Below are 14,670 nucleotides of genomic sequence, written 5' to 3'. Positions count from 1 at the left end.
TTTTTACTTCTTTTATCTAAAAGCATATACAATATTGCTAATACCAAACATCATAAAGTAAAAGCCAACTAAGAAGCTTAAAGTTAATGCTGAAGACAATGGATTAAATAATAACATTACACCTAAGATAATCCCTAAAACGTCAACAATTAATGTGAACCAGAAGTAACCTGTGCTTACTCGTTTAGCAAAATCTAAAGTAAATAAGCCGAAAATTGAGTCGAATAAAAACCAAATTGCAAAAACAAATGGTAACACAGCGACACCAATATTTAAGTTAAACAATAAGTAAACACCAATTAGGATATCAATAATCCCTAAGATGATTGGTGCATAAGCTTTGTAGCCTAGCAATTCTTTCATACGATTACGTACAAAAATTTCAAAAATCCCTTTAATAATAGCAAAAATCGCAAAAACCATCACAATGGCAATTAAATTACCGGCAGGATTTTGGAAAGAAATTAATGCAGTCAGAACAAATAGAATTCCTAATACTAATGAACCCCAGTCCATTCCATGATGTTGTCGTTGTTCCATGACACTCACTCCTCTATAAAATAATTTATTACACTTATTATGTTACTACTATTTTACAAGGTGTCAAATATTTTCATCGTGCTTTCTGAAAACCATTTCAATGATAACTCCATTAAAAACAACGTATCACTTGATTGTCTCTTTTTTGGTGCAAAATTGTGCCTTTTTTGTATAAATAAGTCCCTCGTTTTCCCACAAAAAAACCGCTACTTTTTCATCTAGTTTATAAAAAAGTAACAGTTATAAATTATTTTTTCTTTTTCCCAATCGAGAGAATCCCTCTTTTTATGACATCAAAGAAACTCAAAGATTGGACCATATGATCTGGGTCAACATATTCACGAATAGCTCGTAACACTCGCTTCGGCTCTTTTGAAGCAAACGTATACGTCCCATTTTTCTTGGTTTGAATCGCATAACGAGGAATCCATTTTCCTTTGAACATTACTGAAGCCAACACGTAATCGACTTCTTCCCACGGAATTTGGATAAACTTACGTGGATCTTTGGCATGGTAAAATTCAAACCCGCGGTCACCTATCATAATTTGTCCATAATCTGTTAATCCTGTAAATGCCGTCGCATCTATAACTAAATCAACTTTTGTGTTTAATGATTGTACCATGTTATCTGCTCCATTTCATTCGACTAATTCCTCTTTATTATACGTTTCTTTCCTGATCGAAACAAACAAAATTACATCTTTGTTTAAAAAAGCGGAAGAAAAGTTTCTCGACTTCTCTTCCGCTTTTTTTGATTAGAAGTAATAAACTTACCTCGTCATTCTTATAATAAGCCGATTAAGTGGCCGACAACGCCGACTACGAATAAACCAAGAATGATAACGATTGGGCTAACTTTTTTCTTCAATAACCACATACATAAGAATGTAAGTAGTAATGGTGCTAGACCTGGAATCAATTGATCTAAGTTATCTTGTAAAGTAGTAACTTTCGTTGGTGAAAGCGCCAAGCCTTGGTTCACTTGTTCAAAGGCTTTATGCATTCCTTCACCGCCAGCAGGAAGTTTATCCCACTCGATATAAGCACCTTTGTCTAACTTAACTTGTGAGACAATTGGTAAGAACTTAATCGATACCCAACGTTGAACTAATGCGGCCAGTACGAACATCCCTAAAATAGAAGCACCTTTTGTAATATCTTGTAGTAAACCACCTGAAAGGTCATCAGTAATTTTAGAACCTGCTTTGTAACCAAACTCTTGTGTATACCACATGAATGACCAACGAATTAAGTTCCAAGCAACGAAGAATAAGATTGGGCCTAAGATGTTACCACCCATTGCTAAGGAAGCACCTAAAGCGCCTAACATTGGACGAACAGTAAACCAGAAAACTGGGTCACCAACACCGGCTAAAGGACCCATCATCCCAACTTTAACCCCTTGAATCGCTACGTCATCAACTGGTGCGCCATTGGCACGTTCTTCTTCCAAAGCTAATGTTACACCAAGAATTGGTGAGGCAATGTATGGGTGTGTATTAAAGAACTCTAAGTGACGTTTTAACGCCGCTGAACGTTCTTCTTTCGTTTTATATAATTTTTTGATTGCTGGAATCATTGAGAATGCCCAGCCGCCGTTTTGCATACGTTCATAGTTCCAAGAACCTTGGATAAATGTTGAACGCCAAGCTACAGCTAAACGATCTTTTTTAGTTAATTGAATTTTTTCTGCCATTTTCTTTGCTCCTCCTTCAGAATTAGTAGTCGTTTAAAATATCGCCTAATGGGTCGCCAGAGTTGCCTCCGCCATTTGAGTTAGAAGAACCGCCCATTTTAGATAAGTTCAAGTAAATAAGAGCTAAAGCGACACCTAAAGCACCTAATGCGATTAATGTTAATTGAGAAATCGCTGCGACTACGAAACCGATAATGAAGAATGGCCATACTTCTTTTGTTGCCATCATGTTGATTACTAATGCATAACCTACGGCAACGACCATACCACCACCGATAGCCATACCATCAGTTAACCAAGCTGGCATTGATTCTAAGAAATTACGAACAGTGTCAGCAGGAATGAATAGTAAAGCACCTGCTGGAATCGCAATACGAATACCTTGTAAACATACAGCGAAAATGTGTAACATTTCAACTTGTTTAATGTTGCCTTTTTCAGCAGCCGCGTCCATCATGTGAACGATTGGAACCGCAACTGTCCGAACGATCATTGTTAAGAACAAACCTGCAACCGCTAAAGGAACTGCGATGGCAATCGCTGAAGGAACACCTTTAACACCTTGGCCACCTAAAACTAAAATAATTGCTGAGGCAACAGATGCTAAAGCGGCATCCGGTGCAACGGCAGCCCCGATGTTCGCCCAACCTAACGCGATCATTTGTAAAGTACCACCTAAAACAATTCCGGCTTCTAAATTACCAGTAACTAATCCGATTAATGTACATGCTACTAACGGTTGGTGGAATTGGAACTCATCCAAAATCCCTTCCATACCAGCTAGAAAGGCAACGAGTAAAACTAAAATAATTGATATAACAGACATGATAAGCCTCCTATTTTGATTTGTATTTGGCGAGTTACGCGTTTGCTAACTCATTTTTTGCTTTTTTCAAAATTTCGTCCATATTCGCTTTTGAATCATTTGGCACTTTACGCACATCAAATTTGATGCCTTTGGCTTTTAATTCATCAAACGTATCAACGTCTTCTTGACCCATTGATAATACTTTGCTTACAACGACTTTTCCAACAGAGTGAGCCATTGAACCAACGTTTACTTCTGGGATTTCTACGCCGCCTTCAACCACTTTTAAGACGTCTTCAGGATTTTCAAATAATAATAATGCTTTTGTATTGCCAAAACGTGGATCTTTCGCTACTTCAATCATTTTACTGATTGGAATAACATTGGCTTTTACTCCTGGAGGAGCTGCTTGTTCGATTAATTTCTTACGTAAGTCATCTTTTGCAACGGCATCAGAAACAACAATAATTCTGTTTGGTTGTGTTGCTTTTGTCCAAGCTGTTGCTACTTGACCATGTAATAAACGTGAATCAATACGTGCTAGCACAAATTTAATTTTGCCATCGCCAACAACTGTACCTGGTGGTAACGAACCTTTTGGCTGTGCATCTTCTGTCGCAGCAGCTTTTGGTGCTTCTGCTGGTTGTAACTCTTCTGGTTTAACTTTGACACCATCTTTTGCTGTTTCAAGAATGTGTGTCGCAATTTCTTGTGCTGATTCCATAGAGAAACGAGAAGCATATGCTTCAATAACCATTGGTAAATTCATACCTGCAACGATTGCCCATTTGTCTTTATGATCTTCTAACAATGAGTTCGCTTGGTTAAATGGTGTTCCTCCCCATAGGTCAACTAAAAATAGTACTTCGTCTTGATTGTCAAACGATGCAATGGCTTCTTGCATTTTTGCTTTTACATCATCGGGACCTTCGCTAGGCATTAACGTAACTGCTTTTACATTTTCTTGTTCGCCAAAGATCATTGCACCAGATTGCAAGATCCCTTCAGCAAATTCACCGTGACTTGCTAGGATAATTCCTACCATTTTTATACCTCCTGTATAATTGATGTTTTTTTTCATGGTTGTACTGCTAAACGCTTTCACTTTTTGAAAAAAATCAGATAAATCAGATTCTGACAAAAATAAATGAAAAAATTTCAATAGTTCTTGATTTTTTTCAACATCAGCACTTGCCTTTATCAATACAGTTCATGAAGCAATGATGTTGGTCCTAGGCCACCACATCCTTTCAATGTCTTTCGTCTGTAAAAATGAACGTCAGCTGGCGTTATTTTCTTTGCTACGCTCTTTTTTCAGTAAATCCATCAAATTCACTTGGCTGTCTGCTGCGACTTTTCGAATTTCCAATTCAATACCTTGTTCATTTAAAAACAGAAATGCTTTTAAATCGTTGGCATCCACTGCGACTGCATTCGTAATCATTCGCTTGCCTGTACTGAAACTCATTCCGCCAATATTCACAGAAGTTAGTTGTACACCGCCTTCGACCACTCGTTTCACGTCCAAAGGATTAGTGAATAACAACATGGCTCGAAACGAATCAAAACGAGGATCAGGGTAAACATCAATCATTTTTTGAACAGTGATGACATTTACTTTGACACCAGGTGGAGCAGCTTGAACTAACAAGGCTTTTCTCAAATTGTCATGAGCAACGGAATCACTAACCACTAAAATGCGATTAATGTTCGTCAATTTTGCCCAAACAGTTGCTACTTGGCCATGAATTAATCGATCATCAATTCGAGCTAAACGAATATCCATTACCATCGGGAATGCTCCTTTAAATTCATTTTTAAAGGTTAGGACCTTTGTCTTTTTACTTAAAAATTTTAGGTAAAAAGGGACACCTTATTATAAGCAAGTTTCGTGCCAACTTTAGTGTATCGGTTTGAAACCTAGAAAATTATAGGTTTTTTTAAGAAAATTAAAAAATCGATACACTAATAAATAGTGTGTCGATTTTTCTGTATTAATCTAGTGTATCAATTTCGGTGATTTTATCTTCGATACACTGGGCATTTTTGACTAACTGTGCGATAAAATAAACTTCTTCTGCTGGAATATCCATATTAAGAGCTTCTTCCATAGTCTCAATTGAGGCCACAATCACTGGATAAATTGGCTCTTGAACCAATCGACCAAGTTCTTTTTCTGAAACCGTCAGTGTATCATTCCGTAAAATACGCTCCAACATGCCTGATGTGTGCATAATCAAATTGATGTAAAATGTGTACTCTTCTGGCATCGCTAATTGGGTTTGGATATTTTTAGCGAATGACCACAACAGATCAATGATTTTTTTTCCATTAATAAAAGTGAAACTTTGCTCCATATATTTGAGACAAATTTCTTTTGCTGCCGCTTCGTCCAACGGCTTATTCATTACTTCTTCTTTCCGCTCTGCTAGTAATTGCTGAATAATTTTTTCTGCTTCACCGGAAAAGAAATTTTCCATGGAAATATAAGGAACTCCAATTTTGGGATTGGTAATCCCAGTTGTCGCAATAATTTCATAGTCTTCTTGAATTTTAGGCAAGACTTCTTTCATATTTACAATGGACAAAGGAATCACTTCTAAATGCCAGTCTATTTGTGGCAAGACAGCTTCCTCAATAAGCTCTTTCATTCGGCGCGCAGTTCCTTCTCCAGAAGCGCAGATAGCAATAATTGCTCTTGTTTTCCAATTTTCAATGATTTGTTTCGTTTCACTTTGGCGAATATCGGCATAGCCATGAAAGTTTTTTAAGGACTCGTGAAGTGTTTCCAATTGTGTATCAATTAATGCGGTTTTGCGGGCCGCTTCAAGCACAATTGGCGTAGTCACCATGTCTACTGTCCGCACATCAATGCCTGTCTGGCGTACAATTTCTTCTGAAAACGTACTTAATGAACCCATATCCACCAATAATAGTACGCCATTCTCTTCATTCACTTCACCAACTGCTTCAACGATTTTACGCAAAGCTTCTTTCGGTGGCATATCTAACGGCATATCCACAGCCTTCAAATTATCAACATTTAACAATTGAGAAACCACTTGTACCATACTGCTAGCGGTACTATTTCCGTGCGCAGCCACGACAATGCCAATCCGGCCAGCCTCAGGATTTTCTCTTAAAGAAATGAGCAAAACAGCTAAATAGTAACTTTCAGATTCAGGAATCTCCATCTGATAACTACTTTCAATAATATTTTTAATTTCTTTCGCTATTTCAAACTCTGTTGGATAATCTAAAACCATATTTCGAATACTTTCATTTAAAGGATGCTTAGGATCTTTGCCTAATTGGATGCGTTTCAAGAAAGAACTAATGTGTAAACTCATTGCATAAATAAAGTTGGGTTGAAACGAATACGATAACCGCTTCGCTGCAAAATTATAAATTTTCTTAGTGACATCAATAATTCGTTGGTCCACAATTTCAGCCAATTTATTTTCTGTATCAAAGGTGAATCCATAATCTTTGTAGAAAGATTTTAAATGAACATTGATATCCGTTGTAATAAAATTATTAATTAGTTCTTGGTCCAAGCCGTCTGCTTTTAAGAGAGCCGCTTTATCTCCAATAATCTCATATAGATTGTAAGGCAATTCATAGGCATCTGACTGAATAGCTACTAAAGATTCATTTGGTGATACCACTAATTGCGGTTCCAGATATTTCGACAACTCCGACAATACTTCTCGATTACTGGCAAGTTGCATAATGCCTTCTTTAATATTGTCCGTTAATTCGTCCATCGTAATCATTAATTCCTCTTGTTCCATCTGATTAAGGAACCCTCGCGCAGTCACAAGTTGCACATTCGATTTTAGCTGACCGACATTTCCATAAGAAACACTTCCGATTAACGCTTTGACCACATCTTCTGACAAAGAGATTCGCCGTTGAATCCGCGCTGCTTCCATTGAAACCATCACTTTTAGGAGGTCAATTTTTTCTTTCGCAGGACGGTCACTAAAGTTCGGTAATTGAATGATAATCGGAATGCGTCGCACAAAAGTATTCAATAAAGAAGAAGTAGGATTCTCCGTCGTAGCACAAATAATCCGAACATCCGCATGATGTGATTTCACTGTTTCACCTAAACGCGCGTACACGCCGTGATCCATAAAATAAAAAATCATTTCTTGTCCTTCGGGTGGTAACCGATGTACTTCATCTAAAAACAGAATGCTGCCATCTGCTTCATCAATAATCCCTTCTTTCGCTTTCGTAGCGCCTGTGAAGGCCCCTTCTACATACCCAAATAAATGCGACATCAAAAGTTCTGGATTATGCGCATAGTCTGCACAGTTAAACACCACAAACTCTTTTTCTTTGGCCACAATTTGGTTCAGCTTCGCAAATTGAAACATGGCATGAGCAAAATAAGTTTTCCCAGAACCTGTTGGTCCAGTAATTAAACAATTCAAGCCTTTTGGCGGATATAAAATCGCTGCTTTGGCTTGTTCAACCGGCGTTTTCATGCTTCCAGCTGAACCGATAATTTTTTTGAAAATATCTTCAACTTCTGGGGTTTTACTTGTCGTGACTACTGGTTCAACCAATGGTTCGATAAAAGTTTTTGTGGAGTGATCCATTGATTTTTCCCGATAACTTTTAACTGGCTTGGTTAATGGTCGATGCTGAAACGCCACCTGCGCGACATATTTTACTGGTCGACCAGATAATTTTTTCAAGCGCCCTTCACGAACGAGTTGATTCAAATCTTTACTAGCATTGGTCCGCTGAATGTTTAAACGTTCTGAAATTTCTTGTGTCGTGACTCCCGCATCACTTGTTAAGGTCATTGGCGTTAAATTCTTCGTTTGCTCTTTAACATATTGATAGATTTTTTCAATCCGCTTCATTTTTGATGGCTCCTTTAATCGATACACTAATTAATTTACATGATACAGTGTATCATTAAAAAAATACACTAAAAACCCTTTCATGAAAAAATTTTCTGTTTCACATGAAACATTTTAAAAAAACGCCTTTTTTTCTATAAAAAACCCACCTTTTTATTCGTTTCTGTAAAAAGATTGAAACTCCTTGAAAAAAGGTTCTGTAGCCGATATAATGCAGAGAGGTTCAAGAATATATTAAAAGTGAGGAAAACAATTGATTACTGTTAATGATGTAAGTTTACAATTTCCAGATCGTAAACTTTTTGAAGAAGTGAATATTAAATTTACTCCTGGCAACTGTTACGGCTTAATCGGCGCAAACGGTGCAGGAAAATCAACGTTTCTTAAAATTTTATCAGGTGAGATTCAACCGACAACTGGCGTGGTTTCAATGGGTCCTAATGAGCGACTAGCAACGCTGAAACAAAATCACTTTGACTACGAAGACTACACTGTTTTAGAAACTGTAATTATGGGACATAAACGTCTTTACGAAGTAATGAAAGAAAAAGATGCTATCTATATGAAAGAAGATTTTTCAGATGAAGATGGGATTCGTGCCGCAGAACTAGAAGGCGAATTTGCTGAACTTGACGGTTGGGAAGCAGAACCTGAAGCAGCTGTTTTACTCCAAGGGCTAAACATTCCAGAAGAATTACATGATCAAAAAATGAGCGAATTAACAGCTGGTCAAAAAGTCAAAGTATTATTAGCTCAATCTCTTTTTGGTAAACCAGATGTCTTACTATTAGACGAGCCGACAAATGGTTTAGACACCCGCTCAATCAATTGGTTAGAAGAATTTTTAATCAACTTTGAAAATACCGTTATCGTGGTTTCCCATGACCGTCATTTCCTAAACAAAGTCTGCACCCACATGGCAGATTTAGACTTTAGTAAAATCAAACTTTACGTTGGTAACTATGATTTCTGGTTGGAATCAAGCCAACTAGCGACAAAATTGCAAGCACAATCTAATGCCAAAAAAGAAGAACAAATCAAAGAATTACAAGACTTTATCGCTCGTTTTAGCGCCAATGCCTCAAAATCAAAACAAGCAACGTCACGTAAAAAAATGTTAGATAAAATTACCTTAGATGACATTCAACCTTCCTCTCGTCGTTATCCATTCGTTGGTTTTACACCAGAACGTGAAATCGGCAATGACTTATTACAAGTTGAAAATGTCTCTGTAACGATTGATGGCAAAAAAATCTTAGATAATATCTCGTTCAACTTAACAAAAGATGATAAAGTGGCATTCATCGCTGACTCAGATATTACAACGACTACGTTATTCAAAGTGATTATGGGCGAAATTACTCCCGATACAGGTTCTGTTCGTTGGGGCGTTACAACTAGCCAAGCTTATTTACCAAAAGACAATAGCAAAGACTTTGAAGAGCCATTAACCATTTTAGATTGGTTACGTCAATTTGCTGGTAAAGAAGAAGATGACAATACGTTCTTACGTAGTTTCTTAGGTCGGATGTTATTCTCTGGTGAAGAGGTACTAAAACCAGTCAATGTTCTTTCCGGAGGCGAAAAAGTGCGTGTCATGCTTTCAAAATTAATGCTTTCCAAAGCCAATGTCTTAGTTTTAGATGATCCAACGAACCACTTAGACTTAGAATCAATCACTGCGTTAAATGATGGGTTGATGGCTTTCACTGGTTCAATTCTTTTTGCTTCACATGACCACCAATTTATCCAAACATTAGCAAACCGAATTATTGCTGTTTCTGATAAAGGGGTCATTGATCGGGCAGAAACAACCTATGATGAATTCTTGGAAAACCCAGAAATTCAAAAACAAATGGACGTTTTATTCAGTTCAGATTATTAAAAAATGAGGTCGGGACAGAAGCGTTTAACTCCGAGAAATAAGAAGGAATTTCCGAAAATTGTTCTATAATTTTTGGAGAATTTCGGCTTATTTCCGAAGGAACTTCAACTCTTAGAGCTTTAGCTCTTAGAAGTTGTTGAGATCGGAGCAACGCGTAGTGTTGCTTCTGTTCCCGCCGTTTATCAATTTTTAAGCCTAGGACAAAAATCCAAAGTGATTTTTGTCCTAGGCTTATTTTTTATTTTCTTTTTTCACCAAAAGAAAACACAGCAATACAACCTATTCCGGTATGACTAGTAATGGTGGGTCCTAGAGGATAAATCAGTATCTCATTAACCTCTATTTCTTTTTCAATTAATTCTTTGACTTTTTCCGCGTCATCTTTCGTTCCCGCATATGCAATCAACAGTGTTTGTTTCATTGGCTCTACAATGCCTTGAATCGTTTCTTGCGCAATCTTTTGCAAGGACTTGTTTCGTCCACGAGTTTTACCAACGGATGCTAGTTTGCCTGCCGCATCCACGCGAATAATTGGTTTAATGTTCATTAAGCCACCAAGCGCTGCCGCTGTTTTAGAAATCCGTCCGCCACGTTCTAAATGTTTTAAATCATCTACCGTTACCCACGAGTGAAGTTTCATTTTTTGCTCTTCAAGATAGGCAACAACTTCTCCTAATGAATGACCATCTGTTTGTAATCGAATGGCTTCTCGGACTAACATCCCTTGACCTAAGCTAGCTGCTTTTGTATCAATAATATGAATTTCTACATTATCGTACTCTTCTTTTAACATCTCTACTGATTGCAACGCACTTTGATAAGAGCCACTTAACCCAGATGAAAAAGCTAAATAAATCACCGGTAACCCTTGCTCCACAAAAGGACGGAAAAATTCATTGTAGCGTCCCACATTAACTTGAGAGGTAGTGGGCATACTTCCATTTTTAATAGCCTTTAAGAAGTTCTGATAATCAAACGTTTCACCTAAATCATCGCGATATTCTTTCCCGTCAATTTGAATATTCATGCTAATAAAAGGTACTTGGTTTTCTTTTAAGTATGTATACGGCAAGTCACAACAAGAATCTGTCACTAATTGATAATTCACGGACAATTGCCCCCTTCATGTTTTCTTTTATTTTACCATAGTTTTTCTTTTTTATATAAAATTAAAAAAGAACGTAAAGGCTGAACTGGCATAAGCCATCCTTTACGTTCCCTTAAAAATCTGCTTAAATTTGTGCCCAAACGCTTTCTAAAACGTTCGTTTGGTTACGGTCTGGACCTACAGAGAATGTTGAAATGCGCACACCAACTAATTCTGAAATCCGATGCACATAGTTACGAGCATTAGCTGGTAAATCGGCTAAAGTTTTGCAACCAGTGATATCTTCAGACCAACCTGGTAATTCTTCATAAACTGGTTTACAGCGGCTTAATTCTTTCAAGCTTGCTGGATAATGGTAAATTAATTCACCATCAAGTTCATAAGCTGTACAAATTTTCACCGTTTCTAAACCACTTAACACGTCAATCGAGTTTAATGACAAGTTTGTAATCCCTGATACACGTTTTGAATGACGCATAACTACTGAATCAAACCAACCGACACGACGCGGACGTCCTGTTGTTGTTCCGTATTCTTTACCGACACGACGAATGGTTTCTCCTGTTTCATCAAATAATTCTGTTGGGAATGGGCCGTCACCGACACGTGAAGTGTACGCTTTGCAGACACCAACCACTTTATTAATTTTTGATGGACCAACGCCACTACCGATAGTTACGCCACCAGCTACTGGATTAGAGGAAGTAACAAATGGATAGGTTCCTTGATCGATATCCAACATGACACCTTGTGCCCCTTCAAATAAAACCCGTTTTCCAGCATCTAATGCATCGTTTAAAATAACCGAAGTATCTGTAACATATTGTTTAATTTGTTGTCCGTATTCATAGTATTCTTCAAAAATATCATCAAATTCAATGGCTTCGCTATCAAACATTTTAACGAATTGACGATTTTTTTCTTCTAAGTTAATTTTCAAACGTTCCGCAAAAATTTCTTTATCCAATAAATCAGCGATACGGATTCCCACCCGTGCTGCTTTATCCATGTAGGCTGGGCCAATTCCTTTAATCGTTGTCCCAATCTTGTTTTCACCTTTCGCATCTTCTTGCAATTGATCCAATTTAATATGATACGGCAAGATGACATGGGCACGATCTGAAATACGTAAATTATCAGTGGCAACATTATTTTCTTTTAAATAAGCTAATTCTTTTACTAAAGATTTTGGATTCACAACTACGCCGTTACCAATTACACTAATTTTTTCTTTATAGAAAATCCCTGAAGGAATTAAATGTAATTTATACGTTACGCCGTCGAATTTAATGGTATGTCCGGCGTTATCTCCGCCTTGGTAACGAGCGATCACTTCTGCGTTTTCACTTAGAAAGTCTGTAATTTTTCCTTTACCTTCGTCGCCCCATTGCGTTCCAACAACTACTACTGATGACATTCGAACACCTCGTTCATAATTTTTTTGTCCTGAATCATTGTACCAGTAAAACTAGTCCCTTTCAAGGGTAAAAATCGAATATTCTTTCACAATCAAAAGCGTTTCTGTCAAAAATACGAACATTTTTAGTTATGTTTTTGTAAAATAATAAAATATACGAATATTGTTCGTGTTTTACTCTCTGATTTTAATCCCTTAATAAGCAAAAAAACGAACTCAAAAAATGAGTTCGTTTTTTAAAATTCTGTCCTCGGCGAAAGCGAAGAAAATTTATTATATTCTTTAATGAAAAGTAATTCGACCGTTCCACGCGCACCACTACGGTTTTTCTCAATGATGACTTCTACAACATTGTCAACTTCTGGTGGCTCATGATCGCCGTCTTCTCCTTCACCACGATCATAGTAATCATCACGATAAAGAAAGGCAACGATATCGGCATCTTGCTCAATGGAACCTGATTCACGAATATCACTTAACACAGGACGTTTATCTTGACGTTGTTCCACGCCACGAGAAAGCTGTGACAAAGCGATAACCGGGACTTTTAATTCTTTCGCTAATTTTTTTAATTGACGTGAAATATCAGAAACCTCCTGTTGGCGGTTCTCTTTTCCAGTTCCTTCAATCAATTGTAGGTAGTCGATCAAAATTAGACCTAAGTTGCCTTTTTCTTGTGCTAATTTACGACATTTCGCACGAATTTCGGTAATTTTAATCCCTGGTGTGTCATCAATATAGATATTCGCACGGGACAAACTACCCATCGCAATAATTAAGTTTTGCCATTCTTCTTCAGATAATTGCCCTGTTCTTAAATGGCTAGCCTCAATGGATCCTTCTGCACAAAGCATCCGGTTCACTAATGATTCTGCCCCCATTTCTAAACTAAAAATAGCGACAGCTTTATCTGTTTTGGTGCCGACATTTTGGGCAATATTTAATGCAAAAGCGGTTTTCCCTACCGCTGGACGGGCCGCTAAAATAATTAGCTCTTCCGCTTGCAAGCCGGCAGTCATTTTATCCAATGCTTGATAGCCTGTAGGTAAACCAGTAATCTCTTCATCATTTTGGTATAATTGGTCAATATTCGCAATAGTTGTATTTAGAACATCTGAAATTGATAAAAAGCCACTGCGATTCCGCTTTTCAGAGACTTCTAAAATGCTTCGTTCTGCATCATCCAAAATAGATTCAACATCTTCACCTTGCTCAAAGCCTTTAGTTACAATCTCTGTAGCAGTTTGGATTAAGTTGCGCAGCAACGATTTTTGTTCAACAATTTTTGCATAATAAATGACATTGGCAGCTGTCGGTACAGCTAAAGCTAAATCTGACAGATAACTTAGTCCACCAACATCTTCTAACAAATTCTCTTGTTCTAGGCGATCTTTGATTGTTACCACATCAATCGCTTCATTTCGGTCGCTTAAGGTCATCATCGTTTGGAAAATCAACTGATGACTACGACGATAGAAATCTTTAGGTTCCACATATTCCATCGCTTCTATTAGCACATCTGCATCTAAGAAAATAGAACCTAAAACGGCTTGTTCCGCTTCAATATTTTGTGGCGGTACCCTATCTTGCAATAATTCATTCATTTTGTTCTCTCCCACGATGTCTTACTTTCTGGTTCATTTAGTCTATCCATTTTAACACAATTTCATTAAAAAAAGTACATTTTTTCTCTGCTGATTTCTCTATTTTTAGTTCACTTTTCAATTTTAAAAAATACACAACTAATAAAATTATAATACTTCAGTTAATTTAAAGTGTTATGTATTTGATTTTTAAATATTATAAAAATAATTTGAGTAATTTATTCGGCATAAAAAAGAAGCCGGAGAAATCGGCTTCTTTTTTATCGATTGTATTATTCCGCTACGACATGAACCTTAATTTTCGCTGTAACTTCATGATGTAGTTTGACTGGTACGTTAGTGTAACCTAGAGAACGAATTGGGTTGGCTAATTCGATTTTGCGTTTATCCAATTTTACATTGTATTGTTTGTTTAAGGCTTCTGCAATTTGTTTTGAAGGAATTGAGCCAAATAAACGGCTGTCTTCTCCAGCTTTTGCCTTGATCTCTACAACAGTCTTTTCATCTTCTAAAAAGGCTTGCATTTCTTTTGCTTGTGCTAAAACTTCTGCTTCATGTTTTTCTTGGGCTTTCTTTTGACCCGCTAACGCACTCATGCTTCCTTTATTGGCTTCTTTCGCATAGCCGTTTTTAATTAAAAAGTTTTGGGCGTAACCAGTTGGCACTTCTTTTACGTCCCCTTTTTTTCCTTTTCCTTTAACGTCTTGTAAAAAAATGACTTTCATTTCCT

The 14,670-nt window shown here is 37.1% G+C and carries 12 protein-coding genes; 1 reads left to right on the top strand and 11 read right to left on the bottom strand.

Annotated elements, in window-relative coordinates:
* Positions 1-12 precede the first annotated feature (12 nt).
* The 7 genes from MKZ30_RS00115 to MKZ30_RS00085 form a co-directional block, all read right to left on the bottom strand.
* Positions 13-540 (bottom strand): HdeD family acid-resistance protein, encoded by a 528-nt coding sequence (locus tag MKZ30_RS00115; RefSeq protein WP_002356034.1) that lies wholly within the window; start codon positions 538-540, stop codon positions 13-15.
* A 247-nt stretch (positions 541-787) separates the two neighbouring features.
* Positions 788-1,165, bottom strand: a complete 378-nt coding sequence (locus MKZ30_RS00110; RefSeq protein WP_002356033.1) for a DUF956 family protein — start codon at positions 1,163-1,165, stop codon at positions 788-790.
* 161 nt (positions 1,166-1,326) lie between these two features.
* On the bottom strand, positions 1,327-2,238 hold the full coding sequence (locus MKZ30_RS00105; RefSeq protein ID WP_002356032.1) for a PTS system mannose/fructose/sorbose family transporter subunit IID: 912 nt from the start codon (positions 2,236-2,238) through the stop codon (positions 1,327-1,329).
* A gap of 22 nt (positions 2,239-2,260) precedes the next feature.
* Complete coding sequence (locus MKZ30_RS00100) at positions 2,261-3,064, bottom strand: PTS mannose/fructose/sorbose transporter subunit IIC (RefSeq protein ID WP_002356031.1); 804 nt, start codon at positions 3,062-3,064, stop codon at positions 2,261-2,263.
* A 34-nt stretch (positions 3,065-3,098) separates the two neighbouring features.
* Positions 3,099-4,091, bottom strand: coding sequence for a mannose/fructose/sorbose PTS transporter subunit IIA (locus tag MKZ30_RS00095; protein ID WP_002356030.1), 993 nt, complete (start codon positions 4,089-4,091; stop codon positions 3,099-3,101).
* 234 nt (positions 4,092-4,325) lie between these two features.
* Positions 4,326-4,838: a mannose/fructose/sorbose PTS transporter subunit IIB gene (locus MKZ30_RS00090; protein WP_002385473.1), complete on the bottom strand. Its 513-nt coding sequence runs from the start codon at positions 4,836-4,838 to the stop codon at positions 4,326-4,328.
* A 202-nt stretch (positions 4,839-5,040) separates the two neighbouring features.
* Positions 5,041-7,926, bottom strand: coding sequence for a sigma-54-dependent transcriptional regulator (locus MKZ30_RS00085; RefSeq protein ID WP_033600589.1), 2,886 nt, complete (start codon positions 7,924-7,926; stop codon positions 5,041-5,043).
* 253 nt (positions 7,927-8,179) lie between these two features.
* On the opposite strand from MKZ30_RS00085, the gene MKZ30_RS00080 reads away from it, so the two are divergent.
* Positions 8,180-9,811, top strand: coding sequence for an ABC-F family ATP-binding cassette domain-containing protein (locus MKZ30_RS00080; RefSeq protein WP_002359215.1), 1,632 nt, complete (start codon positions 8,180-8,182; stop codon positions 9,809-9,811).
* Positions 9,812-10,049: 238 nt separating this feature from the next.
* Here MKZ30_RS00080 and MKZ30_RS00070 read toward each other — a convergent pair whose 3' ends face one another.
* The 4 genes from MKZ30_RS00070 to rplI all read right to left on the bottom strand — a co-directional run bounded on the left by MKZ30_RS00070 (position 10,050) and on the right by rplI (position 14,665).
* Positions 10,050-10,919 carry a DegV family protein gene (locus MKZ30_RS00070; protein WP_010822002.1) on the bottom strand — a complete coding sequence of 290 codons (870 nt, stop codon included), beginning with the start codon at positions 10,917-10,919 and terminating at the stop codon, positions 10,050-10,052.
* Between the two features lie 124 nt (positions 10,920-11,043).
* A complete protein-coding gene (locus MKZ30_RS00065; RefSeq protein WP_002376293.1) occupies positions 11,044-12,336 on the bottom strand; it encodes an adenylosuccinate synthase in 1,293 nt (430 codons plus the stop codon).
* A 236-nt stretch (positions 12,337-12,572) separates the two neighbouring features.
* Entirely contained in the window at positions 12,573-13,940 is a 1,368-nt protein-coding gene (gene dnaB, locus MKZ30_RS00060) for a replicative DNA helicase (RefSeq protein WP_002381331.1), read from the bottom strand.
* A gap of 272 nt (positions 13,941-14,212) precedes the next feature.
* Complete coding sequence (rplI, locus tag MKZ30_RS00055; RefSeq protein ID WP_002356023.1) at positions 14,213-14,665, bottom strand: 50S ribosomal protein L9; 453 nt, start codon at positions 14,663-14,665, stop codon at positions 14,213-14,215.
* Positions 14,666-14,670 lie beyond the last annotated feature (5 nt).

The sequence above is a fragment of the Enterococcus sp. LX10 genome, from assembly GCF_023539285.1.
Lineage (GTDB): Bacteria > Bacillota > Bacilli > Lactobacillales > Enterococcaceae > Enterococcus > Enterococcus faecalis.
This window is presented reverse-complemented; position numbering and strand designations above follow the sequence as displayed.